General features: G+C 71.2%; 24 protein-coding genes and 2 tRNA genes. 5 read left to right on the top strand and 21 right to left on the bottom strand.

Annotated features, from left to right (window positions below; translation table 11 throughout):
* The first annotated feature begins 5 nt into the window (after positions 1–5).
* Entirely contained in the window at positions 6–923 is a 918-nt protein-coding gene (locus tag IF12_RS0102280) for a 3-hydroxyacyl-CoA dehydrogenase family protein (RefSeq protein ID WP_081912957.1), read from the top strand.
* Here IF12_RS0102280 and IF12_RS0102275 read toward each other — a convergent pair.
* The 7 genes from IF12_RS0102275 to IF12_RS0102245 all read right to left on the bottom strand — a co-directional run bounded on the left by IF12_RS0102275 (position 920) and on the right by IF12_RS0102245 (position 5,226).
* Positions 920–1,339: a MaoC/PaaZ C-terminal domain-containing protein gene (locus IF12_RS0102275; protein ID WP_030144645.1), complete on the bottom strand. Its 420-nt coding sequence runs from the start codon at positions 1,337–1,339 to the stop codon at positions 920–922. The two genes, IF12_RS0102280 and IF12_RS0102275, sit on opposite strands and share 4 nt — an antisense overlap.
* Entirely contained in the window at positions 1,336–1,761 is a 426-nt protein-coding gene (locus IF12_RS0102270; protein WP_051703860.1) for a MaoC family dehydratase N-terminal domain-containing protein, read from the bottom strand. Before IF12_RS0102270 ends, IF12_RS0102275 begins: the two co-directional genes overlap by 4 nt.
* 16 nt (positions 1,762–1,777) lie before the next feature.
* Entirely contained in the window at positions 1,778–1,948 is a 171-nt protein-coding gene (gene rpmG, locus IF12_RS0102265; protein ID WP_030144643.1) for a 50S ribosomal protein L33, read from the bottom strand.
* A gap of 98 nt (positions 1,949–2,046) precedes the next feature.
* Positions 2,047–2,118: transfer RNA gene (locus IF12_RS0102260), tRNA-Met, on the bottom strand.
* 84 nt (positions 2,119–2,202) lie between these two features.
* Positions 2,203–2,275: transfer RNA gene (locus IF12_RS0102255), tRNA-Thr, on the bottom strand.
* 97 nt (positions 2,276–2,372) lie between these two features.
* The gene (locus IF12_RS0102250) at positions 2,373–4,904 is read right to left on the bottom strand and encodes a bifunctional diguanylate cyclase/phosphodiesterase (protein WP_051703859.1); all 2,532 of its coding nucleotides are present in this window, start codon (positions 4,902–4,904) and stop codon (positions 2,373–2,375) included.
* 25 nt (positions 4,905–4,929) lie between these two features.
* On the bottom strand, positions 4,930–5,226 hold the full coding sequence (locus IF12_RS0102245; RefSeq protein WP_030144641.1) for a hypothetical protein: 297 nt from the start codon (positions 5,224–5,226) through the stop codon (positions 4,930–4,932).
* Positions 5,227–5,543: 317 nt separating this feature from the next.
* Here IF12_RS0102245 and IF12_RS0102240 point away from each other — a divergent pair, with 317 nt between their 5' ends.
* Positions 5,544–6,533, top strand: coding sequence for a biliverdin-producing heme oxygenase (locus IF12_RS0102240; protein ID WP_081912954.1), 990 nt, complete (start codon positions 5,544–5,546; stop codon positions 6,531–6,533).
* Between the two features lie 251 nt (positions 6,534–6,784).
* A complete protein-coding gene (locus IF12_RS23660; RefSeq protein ID WP_051703858.1) occupies positions 6,785–7,576 on the top strand; it encodes a M23 family metallopeptidase in 792 nt (263 codons plus the stop codon).
* On the opposite strand, the gene pcrA is transcribed toward IF12_RS23660, so the two are convergent.
* The 4 genes from pcrA to IF12_RS0102215 all read right to left on the bottom strand — a co-directional run bounded on the left by pcrA (position 7,573) and on the right by IF12_RS0102215 (position 13,139).
* Positions 7,573–9,843, bottom strand: coding sequence for a DNA helicase PcrA (pcrA, locus tag IF12_RS0102230; protein ID WP_081912952.1), 2,271 nt, complete (start codon positions 9,841–9,843; stop codon positions 7,573–7,575). The genes IF12_RS23660 and pcrA overlap by 4 nt on opposite strands.
* A gap of 145 nt (positions 9,844–9,988) precedes the next feature.
* Positions 9,989–10,255 carry a chorismate mutase gene (locus IF12_RS0102225; RefSeq protein WP_035748033.1) on the bottom strand — a complete coding sequence of 89 codons (267 nt, stop codon included), beginning with the start codon at positions 10,253–10,255 and terminating at the stop codon, positions 9,989–9,991.
* A gap of 240 nt (positions 10,256–10,495) precedes the next feature.
* Positions 10,496–11,623: a Cys-Gln thioester bond-forming surface protein gene (locus tag IF12_RS0102220; RefSeq protein ID WP_030144636.1), complete on the bottom strand. Its 1,128-nt coding sequence runs from the start codon at positions 11,621–11,623 to the stop codon at positions 10,496–10,498.
* Positions 11,624–12,017: 394 nt separating this feature from the next.
* Positions 12,018–13,139 (bottom strand): thioester domain-containing protein, encoded by a 1,122-nt coding sequence (locus tag IF12_RS0102215; protein ID WP_030144635.1) that lies wholly within the window; start codon positions 13,137–13,139, stop codon positions 12,018–12,020.
* Between the two features lie 230 nt (positions 13,140–13,369).
* On the opposite strand from IF12_RS0102215, the gene IF12_RS0102210 reads away from it, so the two are divergent.
* Complete coding sequence (locus IF12_RS0102210; protein ID WP_051703857.1) at positions 13,370–14,620, top strand: phosphatidylserine decarboxylase; 1,251 nt, start codon at positions 13,370–13,372, stop codon at positions 14,618–14,620.
* Positions 14,621–14,717: 97 nt separating this feature from the next.
* Here IF12_RS0102210 and IF12_RS0102205 read toward each other — a convergent pair whose 3' ends face one another.
* Together IF12_RS0102205 and guaA are read right to left on the bottom strand one after the other, a co-directional pair.
* Complete coding sequence (locus IF12_RS0102205; protein WP_051703856.1) at positions 14,718–15,629, bottom strand: NUDIX hydrolase; 912 nt, start codon at positions 15,627–15,629, stop codon at positions 14,718–14,720.
* 31 nt (positions 15,630–15,660) lie between these two features.
* Positions 15,661–17,205 carry a glutamine-hydrolyzing GMP synthase gene (gene guaA / locus IF12_RS0102200; RefSeq protein WP_030144632.1) on the bottom strand — a complete coding sequence of 515 codons (1,545 nt, stop codon included), beginning with the start codon at positions 17,203–17,205 and terminating at the stop codon, positions 15,661–15,663.
* Between the two features lie 153 nt (positions 17,206–17,358).
* Between guaA and IF12_RS0102195 the strand changes: the two genes are divergently transcribed.
* On the top strand, positions 17,359–19,434 hold the full coding sequence (locus tag IF12_RS0102195) for an FUSC family protein (RefSeq protein WP_030144631.1): 2,076 nt from the start codon (positions 17,359–17,361) through the stop codon (positions 19,432–19,434).
* Between the two features lie 7 nt (positions 19,435–19,441).
* Here the strand turns inward: IF12_RS0102195 and IF12_RS0102190 are convergent, their stop codons facing one another.
* The 8 genes from IF12_RS0102190 to IF12_RS0102155 all read right to left on the bottom strand — a co-directional run bounded on the left by IF12_RS0102190 (position 19,442) and on the right by IF12_RS0102155 (position 26,198).
* Positions 19,442–19,744, bottom strand: coding sequence for a hypothetical protein (locus tag IF12_RS0102190; RefSeq protein WP_051703855.1), 303 nt, complete (start codon positions 19,742–19,744; stop codon positions 19,442–19,444).
* Positions 19,745–19,748: 4 nt separating this feature from the next.
* The gene (locus IF12_RS0102185; protein ID WP_030144629.1) at positions 19,749–20,555 is read right to left on the bottom strand and encodes a Bax inhibitor-1/YccA family protein; all 807 of its coding nucleotides are present in this window, start codon (positions 20,553–20,555) and stop codon (positions 19,749–19,751) included.
* A gap of 158 nt (positions 20,556–20,713) precedes the next feature.
* Positions 20,714–22,465, bottom strand: coding sequence for a bifunctional UDP-sugar hydrolase/5'-nucleotidase (locus IF12_RS0102180; protein ID WP_030144628.1), 1,752 nt, complete (start codon positions 22,463–22,465; stop codon positions 20,714–20,716).
* Positions 22,466–22,697: 232 nt separating this feature from the next.
* On the bottom strand, positions 22,698–23,255 hold the full coding sequence (locus IF12_RS0102175) for a GAF domain-containing protein (RefSeq protein ID WP_030144627.1): 558 nt from the start codon (positions 23,253–23,255) through the stop codon (positions 22,698–22,700).
* A 13-nt stretch (positions 23,256–23,268) separates the two neighbouring features.
* Entirely contained in the window at positions 23,269–23,865 is a 597-nt protein-coding gene (locus tag IF12_RS0102170) for an ATP/GTP-binding protein (protein ID WP_030144626.1), read from the bottom strand.
* The gene (locus IF12_RS0102165; RefSeq protein WP_030144625.1) at positions 23,843–24,214 is read right to left on the bottom strand and encodes a DUF742 domain-containing protein; all 372 of its coding nucleotides are present in this window, start codon (positions 24,212–24,214) and stop codon (positions 23,843–23,845) included. The genes IF12_RS0102170 and IF12_RS0102165 overlap by 23 nt, the downstream gene beginning before the upstream one ends.
* Complete coding sequence (locus tag IF12_RS0102160; protein ID WP_035748032.1) at positions 24,214–24,651, bottom strand: roadblock/LC7 domain-containing protein; 438 nt, start codon at positions 24,649–24,651, stop codon at positions 24,214–24,216. Before IF12_RS0102160 ends, IF12_RS0102165 begins: the two co-directional genes overlap by 1 nt.
* Complete coding sequence (locus IF12_RS0102155; RefSeq protein WP_051703854.1) at positions 24,651–26,198, bottom strand: sensor histidine kinase KdpD; 1,548 nt, start codon at positions 26,196–26,198, stop codon at positions 24,651–24,653. The genes IF12_RS0102160 and IF12_RS0102155 overlap by 1 nt, the downstream gene beginning before the upstream one ends.
* Positions 26,199–26,493 lie beyond the last annotated feature (295 nt).

The following is a 26,493-nucleotide window of genomic DNA, read 5'->3' as shown; positions in this document are numbered from 1 at the left end:
CCCCCATGACACAAGTCGCGGTAATCGGTTCGGGACTCATGGGTTCGGGCATCGCACAGGTCACAAGCCTCGGCGGCGCCGACGTCACGTTGATCGACACGGACGCGGGCGCTCTGGAGCGCGCGCAGGCGGCGATCGGGCACTCGCTGGAGCGCTTCGTCGCCAAAGGGAAGGTGGGCGCCGAGGAGGCCGAGGCCGCGCGGGCCCGGATCGCGGTGTCCACCGATCTCGAAGCGGCCGGCGGCGCCGCGATCGCCGTGGAGGCGGTCTTCGAGCGCCTCGCGGTGAAGCAGGAGGTCTTCCGGAAACTCTCGGCGATCTGCTCGCCCGAGACGGTGCTCGCCACGAACACCTCGGCGATCCCGATCACCGAGATCGCCGCCGCCGCGACGCGTCCCGAGCGCGTGGTCGGCACCCACTTCTTCTCGCCGGTGCCGATGATGGCCCTGTGCGAGCTCGTCCGCGGCCTCCACACCAGCGACGAGGCACTGGAGCGGGCCCGGGCGTTCGCCGAGGCCGCCGGGAAGACCTGCGTGGTCGTCAACCGGGACGTGGCCGGCTTCGCGACCACGCGGCTCATCTGCGCGTTCGTCAACGAGGCCGCGCGGCTCGTGGAGGACGGCGTGATCTCGGCCGAGGACCTCGACACGGCCTGCAAGCTCGGGTTCGGCCACCCGATGGGGCCGCTCGCGACCGCCGACCTCACCGGGATCGACGTGATCACGCACGCGACCGAGAACATCTACGAGGACACCGCCGACCCGAAGTTCTTCCCGCCGGCGCTGCTGCGCCGGATGGTCGCCTCGGGCGCGATCGGCCGCAAGAGCGGCAAGGGCTTCTACGACTACGGGTTATCCACAGGCTGTGGACGACGCGAAAGCGGCGCGGGCCTCGGGCCCGCGCCGCGTTCCGTTGCGGTCTAGTACGCGGTGAGGGTCACGCGGGCCGGGGCCAGGACGCGCTCGCCGCCGCTGGTGACGGTGATCGCCAGTTCGGCCGCGTCCGCGCCGGCCTTGCGCACCTTCGCCTCGACCTCGACGTCGGCGCCGCCGGAGGCGGGCACGACCACGGGCTTGGCGAAGCGGGCGGAGAAGGCGGTGATCCGCGCGTCGGTCCCGGAGGCGGCGAGCCATTCGAGGACGGCCCGGGAGACCAGGCCCATCGTGTACATGCCGTGGGCGATGACGTCGGGGAGCCCGGCGGCCTTCGCCGCGGCCTCGTCGAGGTGGATCGGGTTGCGGTCGCCGGAGGCCTCGGCGTAGGCGGCCAGATCGGTCCGCTCCACGTGGAACGCCGCGGTGAACACGGTCGCGTCGGAGGCGAGGTCGCCGAGGCTCATGCGGGGTCTCCCGCCACGAACAGGGTGGTCCACACCTCGGCCGCGAGGCCCAGGCCGTCTTCCACGGCGGTGTGCAGCGAGAGGAGGTCGTTCCCGGCCACGGTCTTGATCGACTCGACCGTCACGGTGCACGAGACCTGGGCGCCGGCGGTCAGCTCGCGGTGGTACGCGAAACGCTGCTCGCGGTGGAGCACCCGGCTGAAGTCGAGCCCGAATTCGGGGTCCTCGATGAGCGGGTCCGCCGCGGGCAGCGTGAGCGAGATCAGGTACGTGGGGGGCAGCACCGCCTGCGACGCGTGCGTGCCGTCGGGGTGCGCGGCGGCCAGTCCGAGGGACTGGGCGAAACGCGTCACCGACTCGTCGGTGATCGTCACCGGCGCGGTGGTCGGCAAGGACCGGCCCACATACGAAGCGTTGAGCATGTGCCGGGCGGGAAGACTAGCGGGTCTCTTTGTGGACCTGCGAGGTCTTGCAGCGGCGGCAGTACTTCTTGAGCTCGAGCCGGTCGGGGTTGTTCCGCCGGTTCTTCTTCGTGATGTAGTTGCGCTCCTTGCACTCCACGCACGCCATGGTGATCTTGGGGCGGACGTCGGTAGCCTTGGCCACGATGAGTGCCTTCCTCTAACCCGAACCGGCCGGTCGGCCCGTTCTCCGAACAAAACAAAAGCGTCGACCAGCATACCTCGGTGGTCGACGCTTTACAAAAGTAGCGATGGGCAGGATCGAACTGCCGACACAACGATTATGAGTCGTTTGCTCTACCACTGAGCTACACCGCCGTGCGCTCACTGCCACCCTGTGTGAGCGGAAATTACCGGGTGAGCAGTACAGCACTCGACCGAATCCGGTTTGAAGTGCTTCCGAGCCCCAATGCGGAATCGAACCGCAGACCTTCTCCTTACCATGGAGACGCTCTACCGACTGAGCTATTGGGGCGATCGCCCGGTATCCCGCGCGGCCTTGACAAGACTACATGATCGCGGCCGTGCGGCCGACCCGGGGCCCGGCTTGCGGTGCGCGCCACAGCGCCTCCTCAGACCACCCGCAGGCGGCTGCGGCCGCTGCCGCCGCCCTGGCCGTCGAGCCACGCGGCGAACCGGTCGGGCGGCAGCGGGCGCGAGAAGTAGTAGCCCTGGCCGGCCTCGCACTCCAGCTCCCGCAGCTCCTCGACGGTCTGGTGGGCCTCGATGCCCTCGGCCACGACGTCGATGGCGAAGTGCCGGGCCAGGCCCAGCACGGCCTCCACGATCGCGCGGTCGTCGGCGTCGGTGGCCATGCCCTGCACGAAGCGCAGGTCGATCTTGATCTCCTGGACCGGCAGGCGCCGCAGGTACGCCAGCGAGGAGTACCCGGTGCCGAAGTCGTCGACCGACAGCCGCACGCCCATCGCGTGGAGCCGGTCGAGCGCCGGGGTCAGGCGCGGCTCGGCCGAGACCACGTCGTCCTCGGTGATCTCGAAGGTCAACCGCTCGGCCGGGACGCCGTGGCGCTCCAGCAGCGAGGCGACCTTGTCGGGGAAGTCGGCGTCCGCGAGGGTGCGCGGGGACAGGTTGACCGCCATCGGCAGCGGCCCGTCCTCCCCCGCCCATTCGGCGGAGCGGCGCAGCGCCTCGTCGAGCACGGTCTCGGTGAGCTGCCCCAGCTGCCCGGTCGAGGCCGCGATGGGGATGAACTCCTCGGGGGCGACGAGCCCGAACGTGGGGTGGGGCCAGCGGACGAGGGCCTCGGCGCCGACGACGGCCCCGGGGGCGCTGAGGGCGCGGTCGAGGCGGACCTTCGGCTGGAAGTGCACTTCGAGCCGACCCCGGTCGAGCGCCTGGCGCAGGTCGGCGGCGAGGCCGATGCGCCGCAGGCTCTCCGATTCGAGCCCGGAGTGGTACAGCTGCACGCCGTCGGCGGCGTGCTTGGCCTGCCGGGTCGCCCCGTCGGCGCGCTTGAGCAGCTCGTCGGCGTCGGCGGCGAAGTCGGGGTGGGTGACCACGCCCACGGCGGCCGAGAGGCTCACCGCGACCCCGCCGACCTCGAAGGGCCCCTGGAGTTCGGTGCGCAGGCGCCGGGCGGTCTCCACCGCGGCCTCGGTCGAGGCCAGGCGGGTCTGGAGGATGAACTCGTCGGAGTCGATGCGGCCGATGAACGAGCCGGCGGGCGCGTGGGCCTTCAGCCGCCCGGCGAACTCCAGCAGGGCGGTGTCCCCGGCCTCGTGGCCGAGCGCGTCGTTGATCTCGTGCAGCGAGTCCACATCGAACATGAGCACGGCGACGACCTCGCCGGTCACGGTGATCGACAGGGCCTCCTGGAGGGCGGCGAGCGAGCGCCTGCGGCTCGGGAGCCCGGTGAGCGGATCGTGGTAGGCGTCATAGCGCAGCTGGTCGAGCAGCCGCTCGTTCTGCACCGCGATGCCGACGTTCGCGGCGATGGTCTCCAGCAGTTGCAGGTCGACCGGCACGAAGTGGGAGAGCTCACCGCCGATGCGGTCGGCGACCGACAGGCACCCGTAGACCTCGTCGCCCGAGCGCAGCGGCACGAGCATCGCCCCGCGCAGGCCCGCGGCCTCCAGGGTCTCCTTCTGGGCCTTGGTGCCGTTCTTGGGGCTCAGCAGCACGCCCTTGCCCGATTCCATGACGCCCCGCTGGAGCGCGTCGGGGATCGGGTCGAGGTCGGTGAGCCCGGCGTCGTCGAGCGCGGAGGTGAGCCGGATCTGCGGGTAGCGGCCCGAGGGCGGCACCCACACCGTGGCCGATTCGGCCGAGAGGATGTCCCGCAGGCGCCCGAGCATGGCGTCGATGAGCCGCTTGGAGCGCACCGAGTCGACCACGAGCTGGGTGAAGTCGTTGAGCTCGCGCAGGACCTGCCGCTGGCGGCGCAGCGCCATGTAGCTGCGCGCGAGGTAGACGAACGCGACGACGACGAAGCCGATGAGCAGCGACGCCCAGATCGTGGCGTCGAGCAGCACCAGGAACATGACGCCGACGCAGCCGGCGAGGACCGGGCCGATCAAGGTGAGCGTGAACCCGATCCAGGCCTTGACGACGCTGTCCCAACCGGACATGAAGTACAGCATCAGCGAGATGAACACCGTGGTGAACAGCCCGGTGATGATGATGGCCGACACCAGGACCAGCCAGGTCCGCGGGTCGGCCGCCGCGCCGAGTCCCATGTACTGCACGTAGAACACCGCGACCGCGGTGCCGCCGGTCGTCAGCCCCGCGTTGAACAGCGGCTTGAGCAGCCCGATGTCCTCGCGCACGTAGCGGCCGGCGTAGAACAGCAGCGAGGCGAGGCACTTGGTGGCCACGACCCAGAACGGCGGCAGGAAGAACAGCGCGATGACCAGCGGGATGTCGGTGAGGTTGAACGAGATCCGCATCCCGCGGGCGTGGTGCTGGACGAGCAGGCCCTGCGCCATCGCGAAGGCCGCCACGAACAGCAGCAGCTGCACCGCGGGGAAGGTGTCCGGCGGGCCGTACAGGACGAGGCCGCCGAGGCCGATGGCGTAGACGAGGCCGGTGACGACCGGGGGCATGACGCGAAAGAGCGTCTCGTGCTGCTCCCGGCTCACCGGCATGCCTGGTCCACGTTCGAGGGCTGCGTCAGGCGATCTCGCCCGAGCCGCCGGTCACACGAGCGATCTCACCGGATCCGCCCGCGATCTCGCCGGAGCCGCCGTCGATGTCGTCGGCGATCTCACCGGAGCCGCCGTCGGTGTCGTCGGCGATCTCACCGGAGCTGCCCGAGTCGTCGCCGGAGGCGATCTCACCGGATCCGCCGCCCGAGTCGACCGACGCGATCTCACCGGATCCGCCGCCCGCACGGGCGATCTCACCGGAGCCTCCGGCGTTGGCGGCGGCAGCGGTACCGGCGATCAGCCCGAGAGCGATGAGGCCCACAGCGATGGCAGAGCCAAGCTTCTTGAGTAGTCTGACCGGATTCACGAGGCCTCCCGTGAGGTGTGAGTATGTGCTGTCAAGGGGACCAGGAGCCCATGGTGCCACAGTCGGCTCGCAGTAGGGAAGGCTTGCGACCGTGATTCTCGCGCTCTTTCTGGTTCGGCCGTACCGGCGGGTGCGGCTCGCACCATTCTCTCCGATGGGCCCGGAGCGCCCGCTCACGGGTCGGGAATTCGTCGGCGTGGCCTCGGTCGCTCCTATAGGTTAGGCTTGCCTTACCCCTGCCCTGGTCCGCCGTTTCGAGAGGGAACCCGCCCATGCCTGCTGACACCGCCGCCGTGAACGACCCGGCGCACACCGGGAATCGGCCGTTCTCGGCCCGGATCCGCGAGGCCTCGTGGTCGCGCCACCAGGGGCTCGACCCCTCGGCCGAGGAGGCCGCCGAGAAGACCCCCGGCGTGTTCGACCGGCTCTTCGACGGCTCGCTCAGCGTCGACGACTACACCCGCTGGCACGCCCAGCAGTACTTCGTCTACGCGGCGATCGAGGCGGCCGGGGCGCGCTTCGCCGCCGACCCGGTGGCCGGGCCGTTCGTGTTCGACGAGCTCGCGCGCCTGGGCGCCATCGAGGCCGACCTCGCGTTCCTCATGGGCCCCAAGTGGCGTTCGGGGATCGAGCCGCTTCCCGAGACCCGCGCCTATGTGGACCGCATCAACGAGGTCGCGGCCGACTGGCCCGGCGGCTACATCGCCCACGCCTACACCCGCTACCTCGGCGACCTGTCCGGCGGGCAGGCGTTCGGCAAGGCCGCCAAGCGCAACTACGGCTTCGAGGACCGCGGCGCGGCCTTCTACTCCTTCGAGGGGATCGCCAGCCCCAAGGCCTTCAAAGAGGAGTACCGGGCCCGGCTCGACGCGGTCGACCTGCCCGAGGACGAGCGGCTGCGCCTCATCGACGAGGTCCTCCTCGCCTACGACCACAACGGCGCGATGATCGGCGGCCTCGCCGCCGGTCTCGGCAAGAACCCGTTCGCGCCCAAGGTCGTCGCCGCGATCTGCCACCACATGAACACCGACCACGCCGCCGACACGCTCGTCATCTGCCAGGGCGCGGGCGGTCAGCGCGCGGCCGAGTCGGCGCGCATGACCGGCTTCGACGGCGAGGGCGCCGACTTCGCGGCCCTCGTTGACGGCACTGAAGTGCCCCTGCGCGTCCGGTGGGCCGCGCCGCTGTCCGAGCGCGCCGAGGTCCGCCCCGAGATCGTCCGGCTCTTCACCGAATCCAAAGAGGCGCTTGAGAACGCCTGAGCACTACCCTCCCGAAATGCCCTGATTGTCGCAACACGCCGGGCGGTGACGAATCTCGCCCGTCCGGCGCAAGCGGCGTTACGGTGTCCCGGTTGCCAAGCTCACGGTCGGCCCCCCGGAGCCCCGCCGCTCAGCGGCCCGGCCCCGCGACCCCGTCCGATGGGCGCAGCCACGGCCTGAGCGCGTCGACGGCCCGCCGACCGGGCGGGGCGCTTCGATGACCCGCAGGCTCCGTCAAGCGGGAGGAAAGCTTGTCCGACACCGGACCGGTCGGCGCCTATACGATCAGGCGCCACGCCAACCGGCCGCACCGCACGAGGGGCCAGCACCGCGCCTCGTGGGCGGCCGAGCTCGCGCCGATCCTCTCCGGATCGCAGCGCCGCTACAGCGCGGTGGTCGGCTCGGCGGTCGCCGGGGCGTCCATCGTCGCCATGGCCACGGCCGCCGGGCTCCCCTCCGAGGAGGGCCCCGCCGCCGAGTCCCAGGCGGTCGCCGACATCGCCGCGCTCGCCGCCGAGTCGAGCGCCCCTGAGACCGTCACCGCCGTCGAGGCCCCGGCCGCGAACGCGGCGCCGGCCTCGGCCGCGACCGAGGCGCCCCCCGAGCCGGTGCGGACCGAGCGGACCTCGCCGGTCTCAGTCCAGGCCCCGCAGATCGAGTGGACCCCGATGCTCGACCACATCACCATCACCTCCCTGTTCGGGGAGCGCTGGGGCCGCAACCACAACGGCGTCGACTTCGACGCCGCCACCGGCGACCCGGTCTACGCCTCCTACCCGGGCACGGTCAAGCACGCCGGCTGGGAGTCGGGCTTCGGGAACCTCGTGATCATCGACCACGGCGAGGGCGTGGAGACCTACTACGCCCACAACTCCGAGGTGCTCGTGCAGCCGGGCCAGTACGTGGACGCGGGCGAGCAGATCTCGCGCGCGGGGAACACCGGCTTCTCCTTCGGCTCCCACGTCCACTTCGAGGTGCACGTGGACGGACGGCCGGTCGAGCCCCTGCACTACCTGGCGGAGGCCGGGCTCGACCTGCGTTAGAGCTTGCTGACCGGCGCCAGGCGCAGGATCACCCATTTGGGCTCGCCGTCGCCGAAGTCGATCCGGGCCTGGGCCCTCGGCCCGGAGCCTTTGAGTTCGACCACGCGCCCGAGGCCCCACTTGTCGTGGGTGACCCGGTCGCCCACGTCGAGCGAGGGGATGTCGGCGGCATTGCGCATGACGATCGGCTGCCCGAACGCGGGCGACTTCGACTTCACCACGCGCGCCGGCGGCGCCGACTCGGACCACTTGACGAGGTCGCCGGGGATCTCGGCGAGGAACCGGCTCGCGGCGTAGTACTCCGGCTGCCCGAAGATGTTCCGCGTCCCGGCCCGCGTCAGGTGCAGGTGCTTGCGGGCGCGGGTGAGCCCGACGTACGCGAGCCGCCGCTCCTCCTCCAGGTCCCCCGGCTTGTTCATGGACCGCTCGTGCGGGAACAGGCCGTCGTCGAGGCCGGTGAGGAACACCGTGTCGAACTCCAGGCCCTTCGCGGTGTGCAGGGTCATGAGCGTGACGACCCCGCCCTCCTCGGCCTCGGGGTCGGGGATCGAGTCGGCGTCGGAGACGAGCGCCACGTGCTCTAGGAAGGACGGCACGTCGGCGTTGAGGTCCGCCTCGTCGTCCTCGGTCGTGCCGCGCACCACCTGCTCGGTGAACTCGTGGGCGACGGCGACGAGCTCCTGGAGGTTCTCGACCCGGCCCTCGTCCCTGGGGTCGCTGGACTGCTCGAGCCCTTCGAGGTAGCCGGTGTCGGCGATGAGCTTGTCGAGCACTTCCTCCGGCGGCGCCGAGGCGGCGAGTTCGGTTGCGGCGTCGACGATCTCGCAGAACCGCTTGATGCCGGTGCGCGCCCGCCCCGAGACCCCGGGGGCCTCGTCGACGCGGTGGAGCGCGGCGGGGAAGGAGATCCGCAGCCGCGCCGCGAGCGCCTCGATCTCGGCCACCGCCCGGTCCCCCACGCCCCGCTTGGGGACGTTGACCACGCGCATCGCCGAGACCGTGTCGTCGGGGTTCGCGGTGAGCTTGAGGTAGGCGAGCATGTCGCGCACCTCCTTGCGCTCGTAGAAGCGCACGCCGCCGACGACCTTGTAGGGGATGCCGCGGCGCACGAACACCTCTTCGAACGCGCGGGACTGGGCGTTGGTGCGGTAGAAGATCGCGCTGTCGCCGAAGCTCGTGTCCCCGGCGTCGACGAGTTCGTCGATCCGGTTCGCGACCCACGCGGCCTCGTCGTGCTCGTTGTCGCCGGCGTGGCCGAGGATCGCCGAGCCGGGGCCCTCGTCGCTCCACAGCCGCTTCTCGCGGCCGCGCTCGGTGTTGTTGCGGATGACCCCGTTGGCGGCGTCGAGGATCGTCTGCGTCGAGCGGTAGTTCTGCTCCAGGAGGATCGTCTTCGCGTCGGGGAAGTCGCGCTCGAACTCGATGATGTTGCGGATGGTCGCGCCGCGGAAGGCGTAGATGGACTGGTCGGCGTCGCCGACCACGCACAGCTCGGCCTTGTCGTCGCCGGTGCCCACCAGTTCGCGCACCAGCGTGTACTGGGCGTGGTTGGTGTCCTGGTACTCGTCGACCATGACGTGGCGGAACCGGAGCCGGTAGGACTTGGCGACCTCGGGGAAGCTGCGGAACAGGTGCACGGTGGCGCCGATGATGTCGTCGAAGTCGACCGCCTGCGCGAGGCGCAGCCGCTCGTCGTACTGGCCGTACACGTCGGCGACGAGGCGGGTGCGGGCGTCGTCGGCGCTCGCGGCGGCCTGGTCGGGGCCGATGAGCTCGTTCTTGAGCCGGGAGATCTCGGCGGCGAGCCAGCGCGGGGAGTGCTTCTTGGAGTCGAGGCCGAGGTCTTTGACGATCTGGGTGAGCAGCCGGCGGGCGTCGTCGGTGTCGTAGATCGTGAAGCTGGACTTCCAGCCGAGCCGGTGGGCCTCGCGGCGGAGGATCCGCAGGCACGCGGAGTGGAAGGTGAGGACCCACATGGCCCGCGAGCGCGGGCCGATGAGTTCGTCGACGCGCTCGCGCATCTCGGCGGCGGCCTTGTTGGTGAAGGTGATGGCGAGGATCTCGCCGGGGTGGGCGCCGCGTTCGGCCAGGAGGTAGGCGATGCGGTGGGTGAGGACGCGGGTCTTGCCCGAGCCCGCGCCCGCGACGATGAGCAGCGGGGATCCGGCGTGCTCGACGGCTTGCCGCTGCGGTTCGTTGAGACCGGTCAGTAGTGCCTGCGCTGCGTCATTCATAGGGTCCCAATTATGCCGCGCCGGGTACGACATCCTCCGGCGCGGCCCCGCCCGGCGGGGCCGTCTGAGCGGAAATCCGACGGGGCCGGCCGCACTCGGCGACGCTTGCGGGCCGAGCGGGCGCGCAGTGGTTCTCGCTCAGGCGGCCCGCCCGGGCCTCGACGGCGCTCGGCGCCTGCTAGAGCGGGCCGCGGCCGGAGCGGAGGATGAGCATCGCGATCTGGGTGCCGTCCTCGCCGAGGGCTTCGCGGTACTTGTCGAGGATGGCGCGTTCGCGGTCGAGGACCAGGCGGGTGCCGCCGTTGGCCATGCGGATCTCGCCGATGCGCTTGGAGACTTCGGCGCGCCGGCGCCACAGCCGGATGATCTCGGCGTCGAGGCCGTCGATCTCCTGGCGCAGCTCGCCGAGCTCTTCGGTCGCGACCTCGGTCGTGGTGGTGGTCATCAGGGCTTCTCCTCAGAACGATGCGGATCGAACTCCGGGCGGTGGCCCTGGGCGTGCAAAAGGCCCCGGGCTGTTCGCCCGGGGCCTGTAGGTCTGTGTTCAGCGCGACGACCTACGGCTCGGACGGTTCCGGCCGTAGTAAAAGTAAAATCGCGCGCTCTGCGTCACGGGGCAAGTATGCCACACGCCCGCCGGTGTGACCAGCGGGCGTGTGGCGGTTATCGCGGTGTTCGCTTGTCGTTAAGCGTCCGAGCCCCAGTCTGCGCGGGCGGCGCGGCGGCGCATGAGCACCATCGCGCCGACGCCGGCGAGCAGGACCGCGCCGCCGACGGAGGCGACCATGGTCAGGCTGGCGCCGGTGACCGGCAGCTGCGGCTTGGGCGACTCGGAGGGGACTTCCTCGATGGTGATCTCGAGGTCGAAGTCCGGGGTGTAGGTGCTGGGGTACTCCTCGGCGAGGATGAGGCGCTGGCCTTCGACGTTCTCACCGCTGTCGGTGACGGGGACGAAGGTGCGTCCGGCCGGGGTGGTCCAGGTGTAGGTGTCGGTCTCCAGGGTCACCGAGGTGGTGGCCTCCTCGTCGAGGATGACGTAGAAGGTCTGGCCGTCGGTGAAGGAGGTGAGCTCGACGCCGTTCTCGTCGACGACGGTCGCGTTGTCGGGCTGGGTGAAGGAGAGCTCGTCGAGGTTGGTCTGGACCGTGTAGGGGCCGACCTTGGTGCCTTCGACGGCCGCTTCGGACTCGTCGACCTCGAAGTAGGGCGCGAAGTCGGGCTCGTCGATCGGCTCGGACTCGGCGAGCAGGTAGTCCTGGATCGCGGTGACGGCGTTGTCGACGCCGGGGCCGCCGAAGGTGCTGCCTTCGCCGGTGTTCGGGTTGAGCGTCCAGCCGTCGGTCAGGGACCAGATCGCGGACTGCGTGCCCGCGTAGGCGACCTGCTCGGCGGTGTAGCTCTCGAGGTCTTCGCCGTCGGCTTCGGCGGCGGTGAGGAGCTCGGCGGCGTTGGAGCCGTTGAAGCCGTTGACGAGGACGCCGAGCACGAGCGGGAGCTGCTCGACCGGCACGTCCTCCCAGGCGCGCTCTTCGTGGGTGTAGGCGTCCTGGAGCGGCACGTTGAACTGGATGCAGTACACGGTGCGCGATTCGCCGTCGCCCAGGTCGAGGCTGATCAGGGAGGCGTGCGGGCTCCGGGCGGTGGTGCCGACGTGTCCGCGGAGCTGGATCCCCGTGCTGGTGCTGACGGAGCCGGAGGCCGAGGTGTGGGCGCCTCCGTCGTCGTCTTGGGCGTGGCCTACGGCCGCCCCGCTGAGGGCGAGCGCCAGGCCCGCGGCAGCGGCCAGCGACCCTTTCAGGGCTTTGGTCATCATGCTGTGAAGTCCCCTTGCTGATCCGAGGGATTGTCGCTTTGAATCTTCTTCCGACACGTTAGCGGCAGCCCGCAGGTTGCAACAGGGGCGCACTTCGGTTGTGATCTGGATTTTCCGTGCGGCGCAACGGAAAAGGCGCAGTCGCTATGAACTGCGCCTATATAACGATTCGATATCGGACGCCGCCGTACATCGCGGACTGTGACGATCGGACTCCCGTGGGACACGAGTGGCCGGGACCGGGGCTGATCGCCTCTCCCCGGTCCCGGCCGCACCATGCGCCGGGCGATGTGTGGAACCGCTGGAGCGCGCCCGGATCCGAACCGGTCGAAGTGGTTCGGGACGCTCCCGCGGCAGCGGGCGGCCCTGTCGGGCCCGCCCGCGTCCGTCGGGTCTAGTGGGCGCCGCTGCGCCGCTTGGTGAAGACCATGGCGGTCAGGCCTCCGATGAGGAGGGCGAGCCCCGCGGCGAAGGCCACGGCCAGGCTCGATCCGGTGGTCGGCAGCTGGGCGGCCGGGCCGGACTCGGTGGGCCGCTCGGTCGGCGGCGCCTCCAGCGCGAAGCGCCATTCGGCGGGCAGTTCGCCTTCGCGCGGCTCGGCGAGGATGAGCTTCTGGGAGCCGCCGGCGCGGACCGGGTTGACCGCGTCGCCCGAGAGCGACTCGTCGGTGGTGGCGAGGAAGACCCGCCCGACCGGCAGGTCGTAGCCCGCGGTGGCGGAGACGGTGACCTCGCTGCTGCCCTCGTCGAGGACGATCCAGAACTCCTCGCCGTCCTCAAGGGACTCGGCCGCGTCGCCGCCCTCGGTCTCCAGGCTCGCGCCCTCGGCGCCGAGCGCGACCGCTCCGGCGTTGGAGCGGATCGTGTACGGCCCGAAGCGCCCGTCCACGTAGGTCGCCTCGTCGGCGCCTTCGAGGTCGAGGACGAACTCCGACGGGTCGGGCACGCGCCCGGGCTCGTCGGTGAGGTGCTCGTAGATCGCGAGCACGGCCTCGTCCTCGCCGTTGTTGCCGCCCTTGACCGGGTTGTCGGACAACAGGTCCCAGCCGTCGGTGAAGTGCCACACGGCGGCCTGCGTCCCCGCGTAGGCGACCTCGGCGGTCCGCTTGTCGCTCCAGCCGGCGTTCACCTCGGCCCCGGCGGCCTCGATGAGCGAGGCGGCGCCGAGGTTCGGGTAGCCGTTGAACAGGACCCAGCGGACCTGCTCGAGGTTCGCGACCCCCGACTCCTCCCAGTCGCCTTCGGCGTACGGGTGCTCGATGTCGAGCGGCGTGCGGATGTCGATGCAGTAGACCACCAGGGTCTCCTCGGAGCCGTGGGGCTTGAGGCCGAGGACGTTGGCCCACACGTCGTACCGGTCGCCGTCGAACTCGCCGCGCAGTTCCAGGCCCGGCGAGGTGACGATGTCGCCGGTGACCGGCGCGGCCGGCTCCTGCGCGGAGGCGGGGCCGCCCGCGAGGACGGCGGCGAGCGCCGCGGTCGCGGCGATCGGAGTGCGGAACGTCTTGAGTCTCATCGTGTTTCGGTCCTCCTGGGAGCGGACTTGAGGTGTGTGGGGTCAGCGTGAGCCGCCTGACAAGAGGGGAAACGAGAGGACCCCGCGCGGCGGCGCGGCCACTCGACCGAACGATGTGGAGAACCCTCCGAAAGTACGAGGACGAAACGGGGCAAGACCGTCTTTCGCTCGACGCCGCAACACGCGAGCGCGGACCGGGCCGCCCCGGACGGCGCTCTATAGTCGGGGATATGCCGATCTCGAAAGCCGCCGCTCGCGGCATCACCGACGAATTCGCTCGCCGGAGGGGCCCGAAGACCGGCCTGGTCGTGGGCGCGACCTGGGGCCACCCGGTGCTGACCGCCGCGCTCGAAGCGCTCATGCCGGCCGACCGGCTCACCGTCGTCGCCGATTCCGCCTCCATTGAGGACCTCCGCGGGTCGCTGGCCGCCGAGGGCTCCTGGACGGCCGGGAACGTCACCGCCGTCGCCTCGCTGGCCGAGGCCGAGCCCGCCGAAGAGGTCATGCTCGCCGCCCCCGTCACCGTCGAGGCCGAGGCCTTCATCGACGACATCGCACTCCTGCGCGAGAAGGTCGCGCCCGGCGGCGTCCTCTCCTTCGCCGCGACCCTCACCGCCCCCGCCCGCGAGGAGATCGCCGAACTCGTGGCCGACTACGGCATCGGCACCGACCTGATCCTCCGCTCGCTCCCGCCGGTGCGCATCCACAAGCTCCGCATCGGGTCCGCGGCCGAGCACGAGGGCGGGCCGCGCGCGATCGCCCCCGCCGAAGACCTCGCCCCCGCCTGGCGGGCCTCGTCGGTGGCCCTCACCCCGAACCTGCACCTCGACTCCAACGGCGTCATCGCCGCCGGGCTCCTCCTGGGCGCCGCCTGGACCGCCAAGCGCCTCCGCCCCTCCTCGAAGGCGTGGATCGTGCCCGCGCTGGCGGCCGCGCCCGTGGCCGCGTTCTTCCGCGACCCGCAGCGCGACGCCGACCTGCGCGGCGAGGACGACGAACCCGAAGTGGTCCTGGCCGCCTCCGACGGGCGCATCATGGCCGTCGAGACGGTCGTGGACGAGCGGTTCGGGGCCGCGACCGGCACCGCCGGCGCCGAATGGCTGCGGATCGCCGCGCACCTGTCGGTCACCGACGTGCACATCAACCGCGCCCCCGTCGCCGGCGAGGTCGTGGACGTGTTCACCGAGAAGGGCGGCTACGCGAAGGTCAGCGCGCCCGAGGCCGAGCACAACGCCGCCTGCTACACCGTCCTGGCGACCCCGCGCGGGCGCGTGGTCGTCGCCCAGCGCACCGGCGCGGTCCTGCGCCGCATCGTCAACCGCACCAAGCCCGGAGCGGCCCTCGCCAAGGGCGAGCGGTACGGCCTCATCAGGTTCGGCTCCCGCACCGACGTGTACCTGCCCGCCGGCGCCGCCGAAGCCTCGGTCGTACCGGGCGAGGCCGTGCGCGCCGGCGAGACGGTCATCGCCCGCTGGAACTGAGGGAGGGCTCTCCCGATACCGGGGTCGTATCGGCGAGGCCGAAAACACGGCGAGCGGGCAAGCGGGCCGGATAGCGCCCGGGATTCCCGAACACGCCCTAGGCCTGCGCGGAGAGGTTCTTCAGGTCCACCACTTGGAGGGCGTCCTCGACGGCCGCCGACAGCGGCAGGTCGTCGAGCGCCGCCGCCGCCCACCAGCGCGACTCGCTCGTGGAGCCGCCCGCCGCCTCGACCACCTGCGCCAGCGACGGGTCCGGGACCGTCGCCGAGTAGATCGCGCGCACCCCGTGCCAGTCCAGCGGGTAGCCCTCCGGGCCGATCGCCCGCCGGTGCCGGAACGACGTCACGTTCAGCAGGTCGCCGACCAGGGCGTCCTGGCCGGTCTCCTCGTAGATCTCGCGGGCCACCGCCGCCCGCGGCGACTCCCCGAAGTCGACCCCGCCGCCGGGCAGGTGCCACGTGCCGCCGCCGGGGTAGCCCTCGGCGATCCGGGCGAGCAGGACCCGGCCGTCGCCGTCGGCGACCACCCCGTACGCGCCGAAGCGCTGCCCCCGCCGCCTGCGGCCCTTCTTCGCCTTCGCCGGCGGGACCGGGCGGGTCTCCTGCGGGGCCTTCTCGACCCTCCCTGCCAGACGCTCGTCGGCCAGACCCAGGCACGCCGAGACGAACGGCGAGTGCGACTCGGCCGCCGCCCGCTCGGGGTCGACCCATTCGGCGGTCTCGCCCGCGCCCGGGCCGTCCTTGACGTCGGCGGCGTAGATGATCGCGTTCGTGTGGACCCCGCGCCTGGCCACGGCCACCGCCTCCAGCGGCGATCCGACGACCACCTCGAAACCGGTGTGCTCGGCGACCAGCCGCTCCGCGGCCCGCTTCGGCGGCTCGCCGTGGTCGATGAGCCCGCCGGGCAGGTGCCAGGGGCCCGGTTCGCGGCCCGCCCGCTTCCTGCGCGTCAGCAGGACCCGGCCGCTCTCGTCACGTACCTCCCCGTACGCAGCTATCCGGAATTGCATCCCTCAACTGTACGGCGTGTTTATTCGATCCCTATTCCCATTCGATCGTGCCCGGCGGCTTGCTGGTCACATCGAGCACCACGCGGTTGACGTCGGCGACCTCGTTGGTGATGCGCGTGGAGATCTTCGCCAGCAGCTCGTACGGCAGGCGCGACCAGTCGGCGGTCATCGCGTCCTCCGACGACACCGGTCGCAGCACGATCGGATGCCCGTACGTGCGCCCGTCCCCCTGCACGCCCACCGAGCGCACCTCCGCCAGCAGCACCACCGGGAACTGCCACACCGAGCGGTCGAGCCCCGCGGCCGTCAGCTCGGCGCGGGCGATCGCGTCGGCGGCCTTGAGCAGGTCGAGACGCTCGCGCGTGACCTCCCCGACGATGCGGATGCCCAGGCCCGGGCCCGGGAACGGGTGGCGCCACACCATCGACTCCGGCAGGCCCAATTCGAGCCCGATCGCGCGCACCTCGTCCTTGAACAGCGTCCGCAGCGGCTCGATGAGCGCGAACTGGAGGTCGTCGGGCAGCCCGCCCACATTGTGGTGGCTCTTGATGTTCGCCGTGCCCGTGCCGCCGCCGGACTCGACCACGTCCGGGTACAACGTGCCCTGGACCAGGAAGTCGATGCCCTGCTCCTCGGCGATCTCACGCGCGGCGGCCTCGAACGTCCGGATGAACTCCCGGCCGATGATCTTGCGCTTCTCCTCGGGGTCCGTCACGCCCTTGAGCGCGGTCAGGAACTGCTCCGAGACGTCCACGCAGCGCACGTCGATGCCGGTCAACTGCGCGTAGTCCTTCTCGACCTGCTCGGCCTCGCCCGCGCGCAAGAGCCCGTGGTCGACGAACACGCAGGTGAGCTGGTCGCCGATGGCGCGGTGCACCAGCGCCGCCGCCACCGAGGAGTCCACGCCGCCCGAGAGCGCGCACAGCACCCGCCGGTCCCCCACCTGCTCGCGGATCGCCGCGACCTGCTCGTCGATGATCGCCGAATTCGTCCAGTTCGGCTTGATCCCGGCGATCTCGTGCAGGAAGTGCCGGATCACCGCCTGGCCGTGCGGCGTGTGCGCCACCTCGGGGTGGTACTGCACGCCCGCCAGACGCGACTGGAGATTCTCGAACGCCGCGACCGGCGCTCCCGCGGTCGAGGCGACCACGTCGAAGCCCGCCGGGGCCTCGGTCACCGAATCGCCGTGGCTCATCCACACCGACTGGTGCTCAGGAAGGCCTTCCAGGAGCTTCGAGGGACACAGCACGTCCAGCTCGGTGCCGCCGTACTCGGACAGGCCGGTCCGCGAGACCGTCCCGCCCAAGGCCCGGGCCATCGCCTGGAAGCCGTAGCAGATGCCGAGCACCGGCACCCCCGCCTCGAACAAGGCCGCCTCCACCTGCGGGGCCCCCTCGGCGTACACGCTCGAAGGACCGCCCGACAGGATGATCGCGGCCGGCTCCTTCGCGAGCATCTCCGCCGCGGACATCGAAGAGGGCACGATCTCCGAATAGACGTTGGCCTCGCGCACACGCCGCGCGATGAGCTGCGCGTATTGGGCCCCGAAGTCGACCACCAGCACCGTTTGTCGCATGGGACCAGGGTAACCGGTAGTCGGCCTCACACCCGCCGCACACCCGCGGGCGCCGTGCGGAGCGACGCCCGGTCAAGGCGGGCCCGAGTGACAGCGCATTCGGGCGACAGCGTGCGGCTGAAGACCCGGCCCGACAGGCCCTAAGCTTGCGACGTGCTCAACCCGGGCGTCGCCGAATCCTTCCGCCGGGTCGGCCGGGACCTGCGGGCGTGGACCCCGGGCGAGGCCGCCCCCATCCTCGCCGTGCGCGCCGCCTTCGGCATCACCATCGCCATGAGCGCCCTCGCCCTCCTCGACGACCCCGCCTGGGGACCCGCCGCCGTCATGGGCGCCTGGCTCGGCGGCGTCGCCCTCCTCACCCCCGGCACCCGCACCAGCCCCACCCTCCCGATCCTCGTCGGCGCCGCCGGCGCCCTCGGCGTCCTCCTCGGCGCCATCGCCGACCCCCTCCTCCTCATCGCCGCCGCGGCCGCCTACGCCTTCACCCTCACCTTCATCGGCTCGGTCACCCACGTCGCCGGCGTCACCTTCACCGTCTCCGGCCTCATGTTCTTCCTCTCCGAACACGTCACCGCCGGCACCACCCCCCTCATCGCCGCCGCGGCCGTCCTCGCCGGCGGCGCCGTCCAGGCCGCCATGGCCCTCCTCCCGCCCCACTACCGGTGGGCCGAAGACCGCCGCACCCTCGCCGACGCCTGGCGCGCCCTCGCCGCCGAAGCCCAATCACTCGCCGCCGACCCCAACGCACCCTTCCGCACCGAGACCCTCCTCGAAGCCGCCCGCGAACTCGACAGCCGCCGCCGACTCCCCGCCGCCGTCCTCGAAGCCCGCCGCCAGATCTACGCCGTCTCCAACGCCATCGGCCGCACCGCCAGCGCCCGAGCCCGCGCCGACGCCCAAGACCGCGACACCGTCGCCTTCTACTCCGAAGCCCTCCAACTCGCCGCCCGCCTCCTCGACCGCTTCGCCGCCAACATCACCGCCCGCCGCCCCGCCGAACTCGACTGGGACGAACTGCTCGACGGCCTCTCCCAGAACCCCATGGCCACCACCACCGGCACCATGCCCAGCGACATCGGCGGCCTCCTGCGCACCCTCCACGAGACCGGCGGCTTCGCCGAACGGATCGCCGACGGCGGCGGCGAAGTCATCGGCGACCCCGCCCTCGCGCACGCGACCAGCACCGCCCGCCAGGCGTACGAGCAGTTGCGCTCGCGCCTGCACCGGCGCGACCCGGTGATCCACCACGCGCTGCGGCGCGCCGGCGTCATCGCCCTGGCGATGGGCATCGGCCTGCTGTGGCCGACCGGGCACGGCTACTGGGTGCCCTTGACGGCGTGGCTGGTCCTCCAGGCGGACTTCGCCGGGACCCTGACGCGCGGGACGACGCGGGCGGTCGGGACCACCGGCGGCGTGGTCCTCGCCTCGCTGCTGGGCCTGGTGCTGCCGCACGAGCAGTTGTGGCTGAGCCTGGTCGTGCTCGCCTACGCGCTGGTGGCGTACCTGGCGCGGCCGGTGTCGATGCTGGTGTTCGCGGCGGCGGTCTCGGGCTTCACGGTGTTCCAGATCGACCTGTCGGGCGAGAGCCCGGTGCTCGCGGCGTTCGACCGGGGCGCGTGCACGCTGGTGGGGGCGGCGCTGGCGATCGGGTTCTACGTGCTGGTGCCGACCTGGCAGACCCGGCGGCTCGGCGACCTACTGGGGGATCTGGTGGACGCGTACCGCGACTACGCGCGGCTGTCGCTGGACCGGCAGGCGCATCCGGCGGACTACGACCGGAAGGTGATGCACGCGGCGATCGACCGGATCCGGGCGCGGCGGGCGGCGTTGAACAGTTCGGCCGATCAGGCCGCGGCCGAGCCGGTGGCGGGGCCGGGGCCGTTGTCGGCGGACGTGCTGGGCGTGGAGGCGGCGCTGTCGCGGGCGGGCCGGGCGCTGGTGGCGGTGAACGCGACGCTGGGGCGCGATGAGGAGGGCGTCGGCCTGGACGGGGTGGACGCGTTCGCGGACGCGGTGGACGCGGCGTACATGCGGTTGGCGGCGCGGGCGCGGGGCACGGCCGCGCCGAGCGGAGTGGATCTGACGCAGGCGGTGCACCGCTTGGACCTGCGGCTGGCGGCGATCGAGGACCGGGCGACGCGCACGCGGCGCAACGTGCTGCGCTGGGAGGCGGACAACCTGGTGGAGGCCTTGGACGACTCGGCGCGGCTCTCGACCGACTGGTCGTAGCGGGGGCCTAGAACAGGGCGGCGCGGGCGGTCTGGATCGCCTCGTCGACGTCGCGGCGCTGGGGTTCGGTGAGTTCGGGTTCGACGTCGAGGAGGTCGAGGCCGATCACCTGGAGCTGGTCGGGCAGGTGCATGTCGCCGCTCAGGCGCGGGACGGGGCGCCGGGGCCGGCCTTCGGCGTCGGCCGTGATGTCGGCGAGGGCCTGGACGAGGGCGTGCATCGCCGGGGCCAGCGGGGACCAGCGAGCGGGCGACCAGTGGCGCGTGCCTTCGACGACGCGCCCGATCGCCCGCTCCAGTTCGGTGCTCAACCGGCTAGTTGCTCTGGAAGTAGCTGAGGAGGCGCAGCAGGTTCCAGTACAGGAAGATGAGCCCGGCGGTGAGGCCGAAGGCCCCGGCCCAGGCGTACTTCTTGGGGGCGCCGTTGTTGGCGGAGTACTCGATCATGTCGAAGTCGAGGATGAACGAGAACGCGGCCCACAGGGTGATGCCGATGGCGATGATCCACTGGAGGGCGTTGGCGTTGCCGTCCGAGGCGAACAGGCCGAGGTCGAAGCCGACGAGGCTGCCGATGAAGTTGACCATGATGAGGCCGAAGATGCCGAAGCCGGCGCCGACCATGACCTTGGTGAACACCGGGGAGTTCTTGAGGATGCGGAACTTGTAGAGCGCGAGCATCCCGAAGAACACGAGGATGGTGGCGACCAGGGCGTTGACGACGATGCCGGGCCAGCGGACCTCGAAGAAGGCCGAGACGCCGCCGAGCATGAGGCCCTGGCCGATCGCGTAGAGGAAGCAGACGATCGGGTTCGTGATCGGCTTGAACATCGAGAAGAGGATGACGCCGAGGCCGACGAACATGCCGACGCCGCCGAGGGTCATCGCGGTGCTGACCGCCGACGGGTCGGTGATGACGACCTCGCCGCGGACGTTGGTGGTGAACGCGTTCGCGACCATCGAGTAGGTGAGGATCGCGGAGACGAAGGTGGCGGCGACGAGGGCCACGGTGCGGATGACGACGTCGTCGATCCGCATGGTCTGGACCTGCGGGGCCTGCGTCATCTGTCCGTAAGGCCCGTACGCGGCACCCATGTGCTGCTCGTTGTACTGGGTCTTCACCATGTGCCGAAGGGATGAGTTTCTGCTCTGCATTGCCATGACCTGCGGTCCTCCGTTGAAGGTTCAAGGGTGACTCCAACCCTATCCGGTCAATGCACCGAACACGACACAGCGGCGGAGCATTCCCTGCTCCGCCGCTGTTCAGAGTTTTCTGAAGAAGGTCAGCCGATGACGGTGACGCGCCCGAGTTCGGGCGCGCCGATCGGGTCGGCCTCGGTGCCGAACTCGGCGAGGTAGTCCTCGAACGCGTCCACGTCGAGGGCTCCGAAGAGGCGGTTCTCGCCTTCGGCGAAGACGTAGAAGGAGTCGCCGCCGTCGGCGAGGAAGGAGTTGATGGTGACCCGGTAGGTCTCCTCGGCCTCGATCGGCTCCCCGTTGAGCGCCAGGGAGTCGGCGACGATCTGGTCGGTGCCGGTCAGCGTCGTGTCCCACGTGTACGTGAAGCCCTCGGAGACCTGGAGCACCAGGGTGGTGTCGCGGTCGGCGCTGGGCAGCTGCTGCTGGAGCGCTTCGAGGATCTGGGCGCCGGTGAGGTCGACGGTGACGACGTAGTTCGCGAAGGGCTGCACGGTGAACACCTCGGCGTAGGTCGCCTCGCCGGGGGTGCCCTGGTCGTAGAGGAGGTCGGCTCGGACGCCGCCGGGGTTCATGAGGGCGAAGTCGGCGCCGCCGGCGTCCTCTGCGGCGGTGCTCCACCACTGGGCGTCGGCGATGAGGCTGCCGAGCGGGAACTCCTCGGCGCGGGTGGCGCCGCGGGTGATGTCCTCGGCGATGTAGCCGACGACGCGGCTGCCGGCCTCTTCGGCGAGCGGCCCGTACTCGTCGAGGATCGCCGTCTGCGCGGGGTCGGCCTCGACGTCGCGGGTGACGACGGTGTTGGAGCCGGAGACCTTGGAGCGCACGATGTCCTTGGTGCGCTTGTCGTAGGTCGCGTCGATCTCGGTGAAGACCTTGCCGTAGGAGGAGGCGGAGGTGATCATGCGCGGGTTGCCGGCCGGGTCGGGCACCGAGCAGACGTACTCGTTGTGGGTGTGGCCGGTGATGATGATGTCCACGAGCGGGCTCGTGGTCTCGGCGATGTCGACGATGGGCCCGGACATGCCGGTGCCGGTGCCGTCGAGGGACTCGCAGTCGTGGCCGGTGTCCTCGGCGACGGGCACGCCGCCTTCGTGGAGGAGCACGACGATGGCGTTGACGCCCTTGCGCTTGAGCTCCTTGGCGTACTTGTTCGCGGTCTCGACCTCGTCGCGGAACTCGAGGCCCTCGATGCCGGCCTTGGAGACGATGTCGCCGGTGCCTTCGAGGGTCATGCCGATGAAGCCGACCTTGACGCCGCCTTTGAACTGCTTGACCCAGTACGGGTCGAGGACGGGCTCGCCGGTCGCCTCGTCGACGACGTTCGCGCCGAGGTAGGGGAAGTCGGCGCCGTCGAAGTGCTCGTCGCCGTCGATGATGCGCTGGAGTTCCTCGAAGCCGTCGTCGAACTCGTGGTTGCCGACCGAGGAGACCTCGACGCCCATGGCGTTGAGCGACTCGATGGTCGGCTCGTCGTCGAAGACCGCCGAGAGGAAGGGGCTGGCGCCGATGAGGTCCCCGGCGGCGACGGTGGTGCTGTACTTCTCGCCTTCGCGGGCCTGGGCGAGGTGGGTGGCGAGGTACTCGGCGCCGCCGACGGGCTCCTCGAAGCCGGGGTAGGTGAGGCTGGAGTCGGCCTCGAGGTTGCCGTGGAAGTCGTTGATGGCGAGCAGTTGCAGCTCGACCTGCTTGCCGTGGTGGCCGCCGTGGCCTCCGGGCCCGCCGGGGCCCCAGTGGCCGCCGTGGCCGGACCAGGCGCCGACGGCGATCGTGGTCGCCGCGAGCGCCACCGCGCCGAGGGCGGCCACGACCGGTCGCTTGCCTCTGATGCTGAGCATGATTCTCCGTTGGGGTCGATGGATCGGGCGCGGGCCGGGCCGCTGCGCCTAGGGGCGGTATGGGAACCCCTAGAGCCGATCATGGGACGATTGCACACGAATCAACGCAGCATAACGTCTTCACGAAGACCGGACAACGGTTCGGGGGAGGCGGTGCGCCGCCTCCCCCGATGTCGTTGCAGGGCAGTCGATGCCGTGCTCGCTTCAGGGCGTGAGGGGACGCCCCGGTCGGTCAGGCTCCCGCCGCGGCCTTCTCGCGGATGCGGCCCATGACCTTCGCCGCGACCTCCTTCATGGCGTCCACGTCGACCGTCCCCCACTGGTGGGTCTTGTCGTCGATGGCCCAGACGGTGCCGATGGTCGCGCCCTCCTCGTCCACCAGCGGCGCGCCGATGTACGCGCGGATGCCGAGCGCGTCCACCACCGGGTTGCCCGCGAACCGCGCGTAGTCCATGACGTTGTTGAGCGCCATGGCCTTCTCGCGCGCCACCACGTACACGCAGTAGCCGTGGTCGCCGGGCATCTCGCGCCCGATCTCGGGGTCGGCCCCGTCGACCGACTGCGTTCCCGGCCCGGCGATGCCCGGGAAGAACTGGTGCTGGTGCTCGCCCACGAAGTTCACCCCCGCCCAGGTCGCGCCGGTCAGCGTGAGGATCTGCCGGGCCACGTCGTCGTACTCCGGATCGGCCTGCGCCACCGCGCCGAGCTTCGCGAGCCGGGCGGCCCGCTTGGAGCCGTCGGGGTCCTCCGGGGTCACCGTGAGGCGGAACTCGTTCTCCAGATCGGACATGCGTCTCTCCTAACTAGACGGCCGCCGACGCGGCCGAGATCAGATGCTGCGTCAGCGTGACCAGCGCGGACGTGGCCGAACGGGTGTCGCGCGCGTCGCACAGGACCACCGGCACACCCGGGTCGAGGTCGAGCGCCGACCGGACCTCCTCGGGCGCGTACCGGTGCGCGCCGTCGAACTCGTTGACCGCCACGATGAACGGCGTCCCCCGCCGCTCGAAGAAGTCCAGCGACGGGAAGCAGTCCTCCAGGCGCCGGGTGTCGGCCAGGACCACCGCGCCGTAGGCCCCTTCCGACAGCTCGTTCCACATGAACCAGAACCGGTCCTGCCCGGGGGTGCCGAACAGGTACAGGATGTGCCGCTCGTCCAGCGTCAGCCGCCCGAAGTCGAGCGCGACCGTGGTGGTCCGCTTGTCCCCCACGCCGGTGAGGTCGTCGGTGCCGACCGAGGCGGCGGTGATGGTCTCCTCGGTCGTCAGCGGCTCGATCTCCGACACCGACGCGACGAAGGTCGTCTTCCCGGCCCCGAACCCGCCGGCCACGAGCAGCTTGATCGCGGTGCGCGCCGGCCCGGCGCGGGCGGCGGGGTCACAGTCGCCGTTGTAGGCCATTGAGGAGTGCCTCCAATACGGATCGGTCGGTGGTGTCGACGGCGGGGTCGGGCGAGAGGAGCCCGACCGCGCCGAGTTCGATGAGGTCGGACAGCAGGACCTTGACGACCATCGCCGGCAGCCGCATGTGGGCGGCGACGTCGGCCACCGAGATCGGCTCCCGGCACAGCAGCAGCACCTCGCCGAGTTCGGCCTCCAACTGCGTGGGCCCCAGCCGGCCGGTCGCCCAGACCAGGGTCAGCAGGTCGAGCGCGGCGCTCGGCGCGGTCCGCCCGCCGCTGGCCATGTACGGGCGGACGAGCGGGCCCGCCTCGTCGTCGAGCAGCGGCCTGTCCGCGGAGTCGCCCATCAGAGCGCCGCGTCACCGCTGGCGACCGCGCCGCTGGGCGCCACGGGGCGGCGCACCGGCGTCTCCAGGGCCGGGCGGACGCTCTTGACGAGGACGGACATCTCGTAGCCGACCAGGCCCGCGTCCGCCTCGCGATCGGTCGCGACCGCGAGCACCGCACCGGAACCGGCGGTGGAGACGAACAGCATCGTGTCGTCGAGCTCGGCCACGACCTGGCGCACGCCCGGGGTCGAGCCGAACTGCGCCCCGGCGCTGCGCGCCAGCGAGAACATGCCCGAGGCGATCGCCGAGAGCTGGTCGGCCTGGTCGGCGTCGAGCCCCGAGTACGCCTTCTTGATGCCGTCCGTCGACAGCAGGAGGGCGCTGCGCGCGTGCGGGACCTTCTCCACCAGTCCCGCGAGCAGCCAATTGAGATCCGGTGCCTCGTCGCCTGCCATCAGGCCTCCTCGTCTTGGTACGGAGTGACGGAACTGTCCGAAACTTGGTCGCCGGCGCGGTGCTGGCCCTGCTGGAACGCCCGCATGAGGCCGGGATCGTGCCCGGACTCGGAGCCGGCGCCGCCGTGCTGCGACCCGTCGCGCAGCTGCGGTGCGAGGTGGGACTGCCTGCTGCGCTTGGGGAGCGCGGGCCGGTCGTCGGGCTCGCTGGGGCGCGCCGGCTCGATCGCCCTCGGGGCGTAGGCGGGTGCGTCGATCGGGCCGGTGCGCGGGCCGGCGACCGGCTGCGGTCGGGAGTGCTGCTCGGTCCCGCCCAAGCGGACCGAGGGCAGTTGCGGGCTCGGCTCGACGGCCTCGATCTCCTTGGGCTCGTTGACGCTGCGCTCGCCGCCGAGCACCGCCTCGGGCACGACCACGACCGCCTGCGTGCCGCCGAAGATGTTGGACTGCAACTGGACGGCGAACTTGTGGCGCCGGGCCAGCAGCGCCACCACATAGAGCCCGATGCGCCCGTCCGCGAGCAGCGCTTCGAGATCGACCTCCGCGGGGGTGGAGAGGATCCCGTTGTAGAACTCGCGGTCCTCCTTGGCCATGCCGAGGCCCCGGTCCTCGACCTCGACGGCCATGCCGGCGCTGACGTGCTCGACGCGGATGAGCACCTGGGAGTTCGGCGGCGAGAACAGCGTCGCGTTCTCGATCAGCTCGGCGACCAGGTGGATGAAGTCGGCGACCGCGTGGCCCTTGAGGGTGCCGTCGATCGGGCGCGCGAGCTTGACCCGCGCGTAGTGCTCGACCTCGGCGACCGAGGAGCGCAGCGCCTCGTAGACGTTGACCGGGCGCGACCACTGCCGGTGCGAGGGGCCGCCGCCGAGCACCGCGAGGTTCTCGGCGTGGCGGCGCACCCTGGTCGCCAGGTGGTCGACCGAGAACAGGCCCTTGAGCAGTTCGGGGTCCTCGACCTGGCGTTCGAGGAAGTCGAGTTCGACGATCTCGCGGTGCGCGAGGACCTGGAGCCGCCGGGCCCGGTTGACGAAGATGCCCACGCCCGGTTCGTCGGCGGCGTTCGCGGCGGCGGCGATCGGGGCCGGAGGCGGCGACACGAGCGCCGCAGGAGCGATCGGTTGCGCAGGCGCGGCCTGGACGTTGCGGGCGGCGACGGACTCGGCGGCGGCCCGCAGGTGGCGGGCCTCGGCGGCGAGGAGGGCGATGGTCTCGTCCACGTTCCGGGCGCTGACGCCGGGATTGGGCAGCGGCACCGACCAGCGCTGGTCGGGAGGGGTGGCGCGCTGGAGGTCGTCGAGGATCTGCCAGACCTTATAGTGAGTCTCTACAGTAGACCTTCGCACGGCGCCGATCCGGCGCCGCAGATCGGACTCGATCTTGGTCGCCGAGCTGAAGGCGAGGAATCCGGTGAGCAGCAGCAGGACCGATGCGGAGCCGAACACCACCGGGCTCATCCATGCCGGTTGGTCCGCCGCGGCTGCGACCAGATAGATCGCGATTCCGGCGCCGGCGAAAACGGCCACGCCGATGGGCAGCAGCGCCAATCGGATCAGTCGGGACTTGAGCCCGACCGCGATGGCCTCCTCGCCCTGAGGAACACCCGGAGTCCGGGAGAACTGATAGGTTTGCGTTGTTGACCGAGCTGTTTCGGGCATCGCCGTCCTCACGACACGGGCCTATCGACTTCCGCGATGGCAGAGATTTGAAACGTATTGCAGCAGAATCGAAACGGCGTTCTCCCCCCGCCCTGCTCGACAGGATGGTAGCAGCGCTCGTCTACTGGATAGCATGGCTGCGTCACTCGGTCAACCGGCGTCACCGGTGCGGTGGTGCGCAACG

The sequence above is a fragment of the Glycomyces sp. NRRL B-16210 genome (genome assembly GCF_000719515.1).
Taxonomy (GTDB): Bacteria; Actinomycetota; Actinomycetes; order Mycobacteriales; family Micromonosporaceae; genus Glycomyces.
Note: the sequence above shows the minus strand (reverse complement) of the source record. Positions and strands in the feature narration are given on the sequence as shown.

Coding starts and splice junctions, on each gene's coding strand:
- IF12_RS0102280 (WP_081912957.1), top strand. CDS start 6: ATGACACAAGTCGCGGTAATCGGTTCGGGACTCATGGGTTCGGGCATC.
- IF12_RS0102275 (WP_030144645.1), bottom strand. CDS start 1,339: ATGAGCCTCGGCGACCTCGCCTCCGACGCGACCGTGTTCACCGCGGCG.
- IF12_RS0102270 (WP_051703860.1), bottom strand. CDS start 1,761: ATGCTCAACGCTTCGTATGTGGGCCGGTCCTTGCCGACCACCGCGCCG.
- IF12_RS0102250 (WP_051703859.1), bottom strand. CDS start 4,904: ATGCCGGTGAGCCGGGAGCAGCACGAGACGCTCTTTCGCGTCATGCCC.
- IF12_RS0102240 (WP_081912954.1), top strand. CDS start 5,544: ATGCCTGCTGACACCGCCGCCGTGAACGACCCGGCGCACACCGGGAAT.
- pcrA (WP_081912952.1), bottom strand. CDS start 9,843: ATGTCGTACCCGGCGCGGCATAATTGGGACCCTATGAATGACGCAGCG.
- IF12_RS0102225 (WP_035748033.1), bottom strand. CDS start 10,255: ATGACCACCACCACGACCGAGGTCGCGACCGAAGAGCTCGGCGAGCTG.
- IF12_RS0102220 (WP_030144636.1), bottom strand. CDS start 11,623: ATGATGACCAAAGCCCTGAAAGGGTCGCTGGCCGCTGCCGCGGGCCTG.
- IF12_RS0102215 (WP_030144635.1), bottom strand. CDS start 13,139: ATGAGACTCAAGACGTTCCGCACTCCGATCGCCGCGACCGCGGCGCTC.
- IF12_RS0102210 (WP_051703857.1), top strand. CDS start 13,370: ATGCCGATCTCGAAAGCCGCCGCTCGCGGCATCACCGACGAATTCGCT.
- IF12_RS0102205 (WP_051703856.1), bottom strand. CDS start 15,629: ATGCAATTCCGGATAGCTGCGTACGGGGAGGTACGTGACGAGAGCGGC.
- guaA (WP_030144632.1), bottom strand. CDS start 17,205: ATGCGACAAACGGTGCTGGTGGTCGACTTCGGGGCCCAATACGCGCAG.
- IF12_RS0102185 (WP_030144629.1), bottom strand. CDS start 20,555: ATGGTGAAGACCCAGTACAACGAGCAGCACATGGGTGCCGCGTACGGG.
- IF12_RS0102180 (WP_030144628.1), bottom strand. CDS start 22,465: ATGCTCAGCATCAGAGGCAAGCGACCGGTCGTGGCCGCCCTCGGCGCG.
- IF12_RS0102175 (WP_030144627.1), bottom strand. CDS start 23,255: ATGTCCGATCTGGAGAACGAGTTCCGCCTCACGGTGACCCCGGAGGAC.
- IF12_RS0102170 (WP_030144626.1), bottom strand. CDS start 23,865: ATGGCCTACAACGGCGACTGTGACCCCGCCGCCCGCGCCGGGCCGGCG.
- IF12_RS0102165 (WP_030144625.1), bottom strand. CDS start 24,214: ATGGGCGACTCCGCGGACAGGCCGCTGCTCGACGACGAGGCGGGCCCG.
- IF12_RS0102160 (WP_035748032.1), bottom strand. CDS start 24,651: ATGGCAGGCGACGAGGCACCGGATCTCAATTGGCTGCTCGCGGGACTG.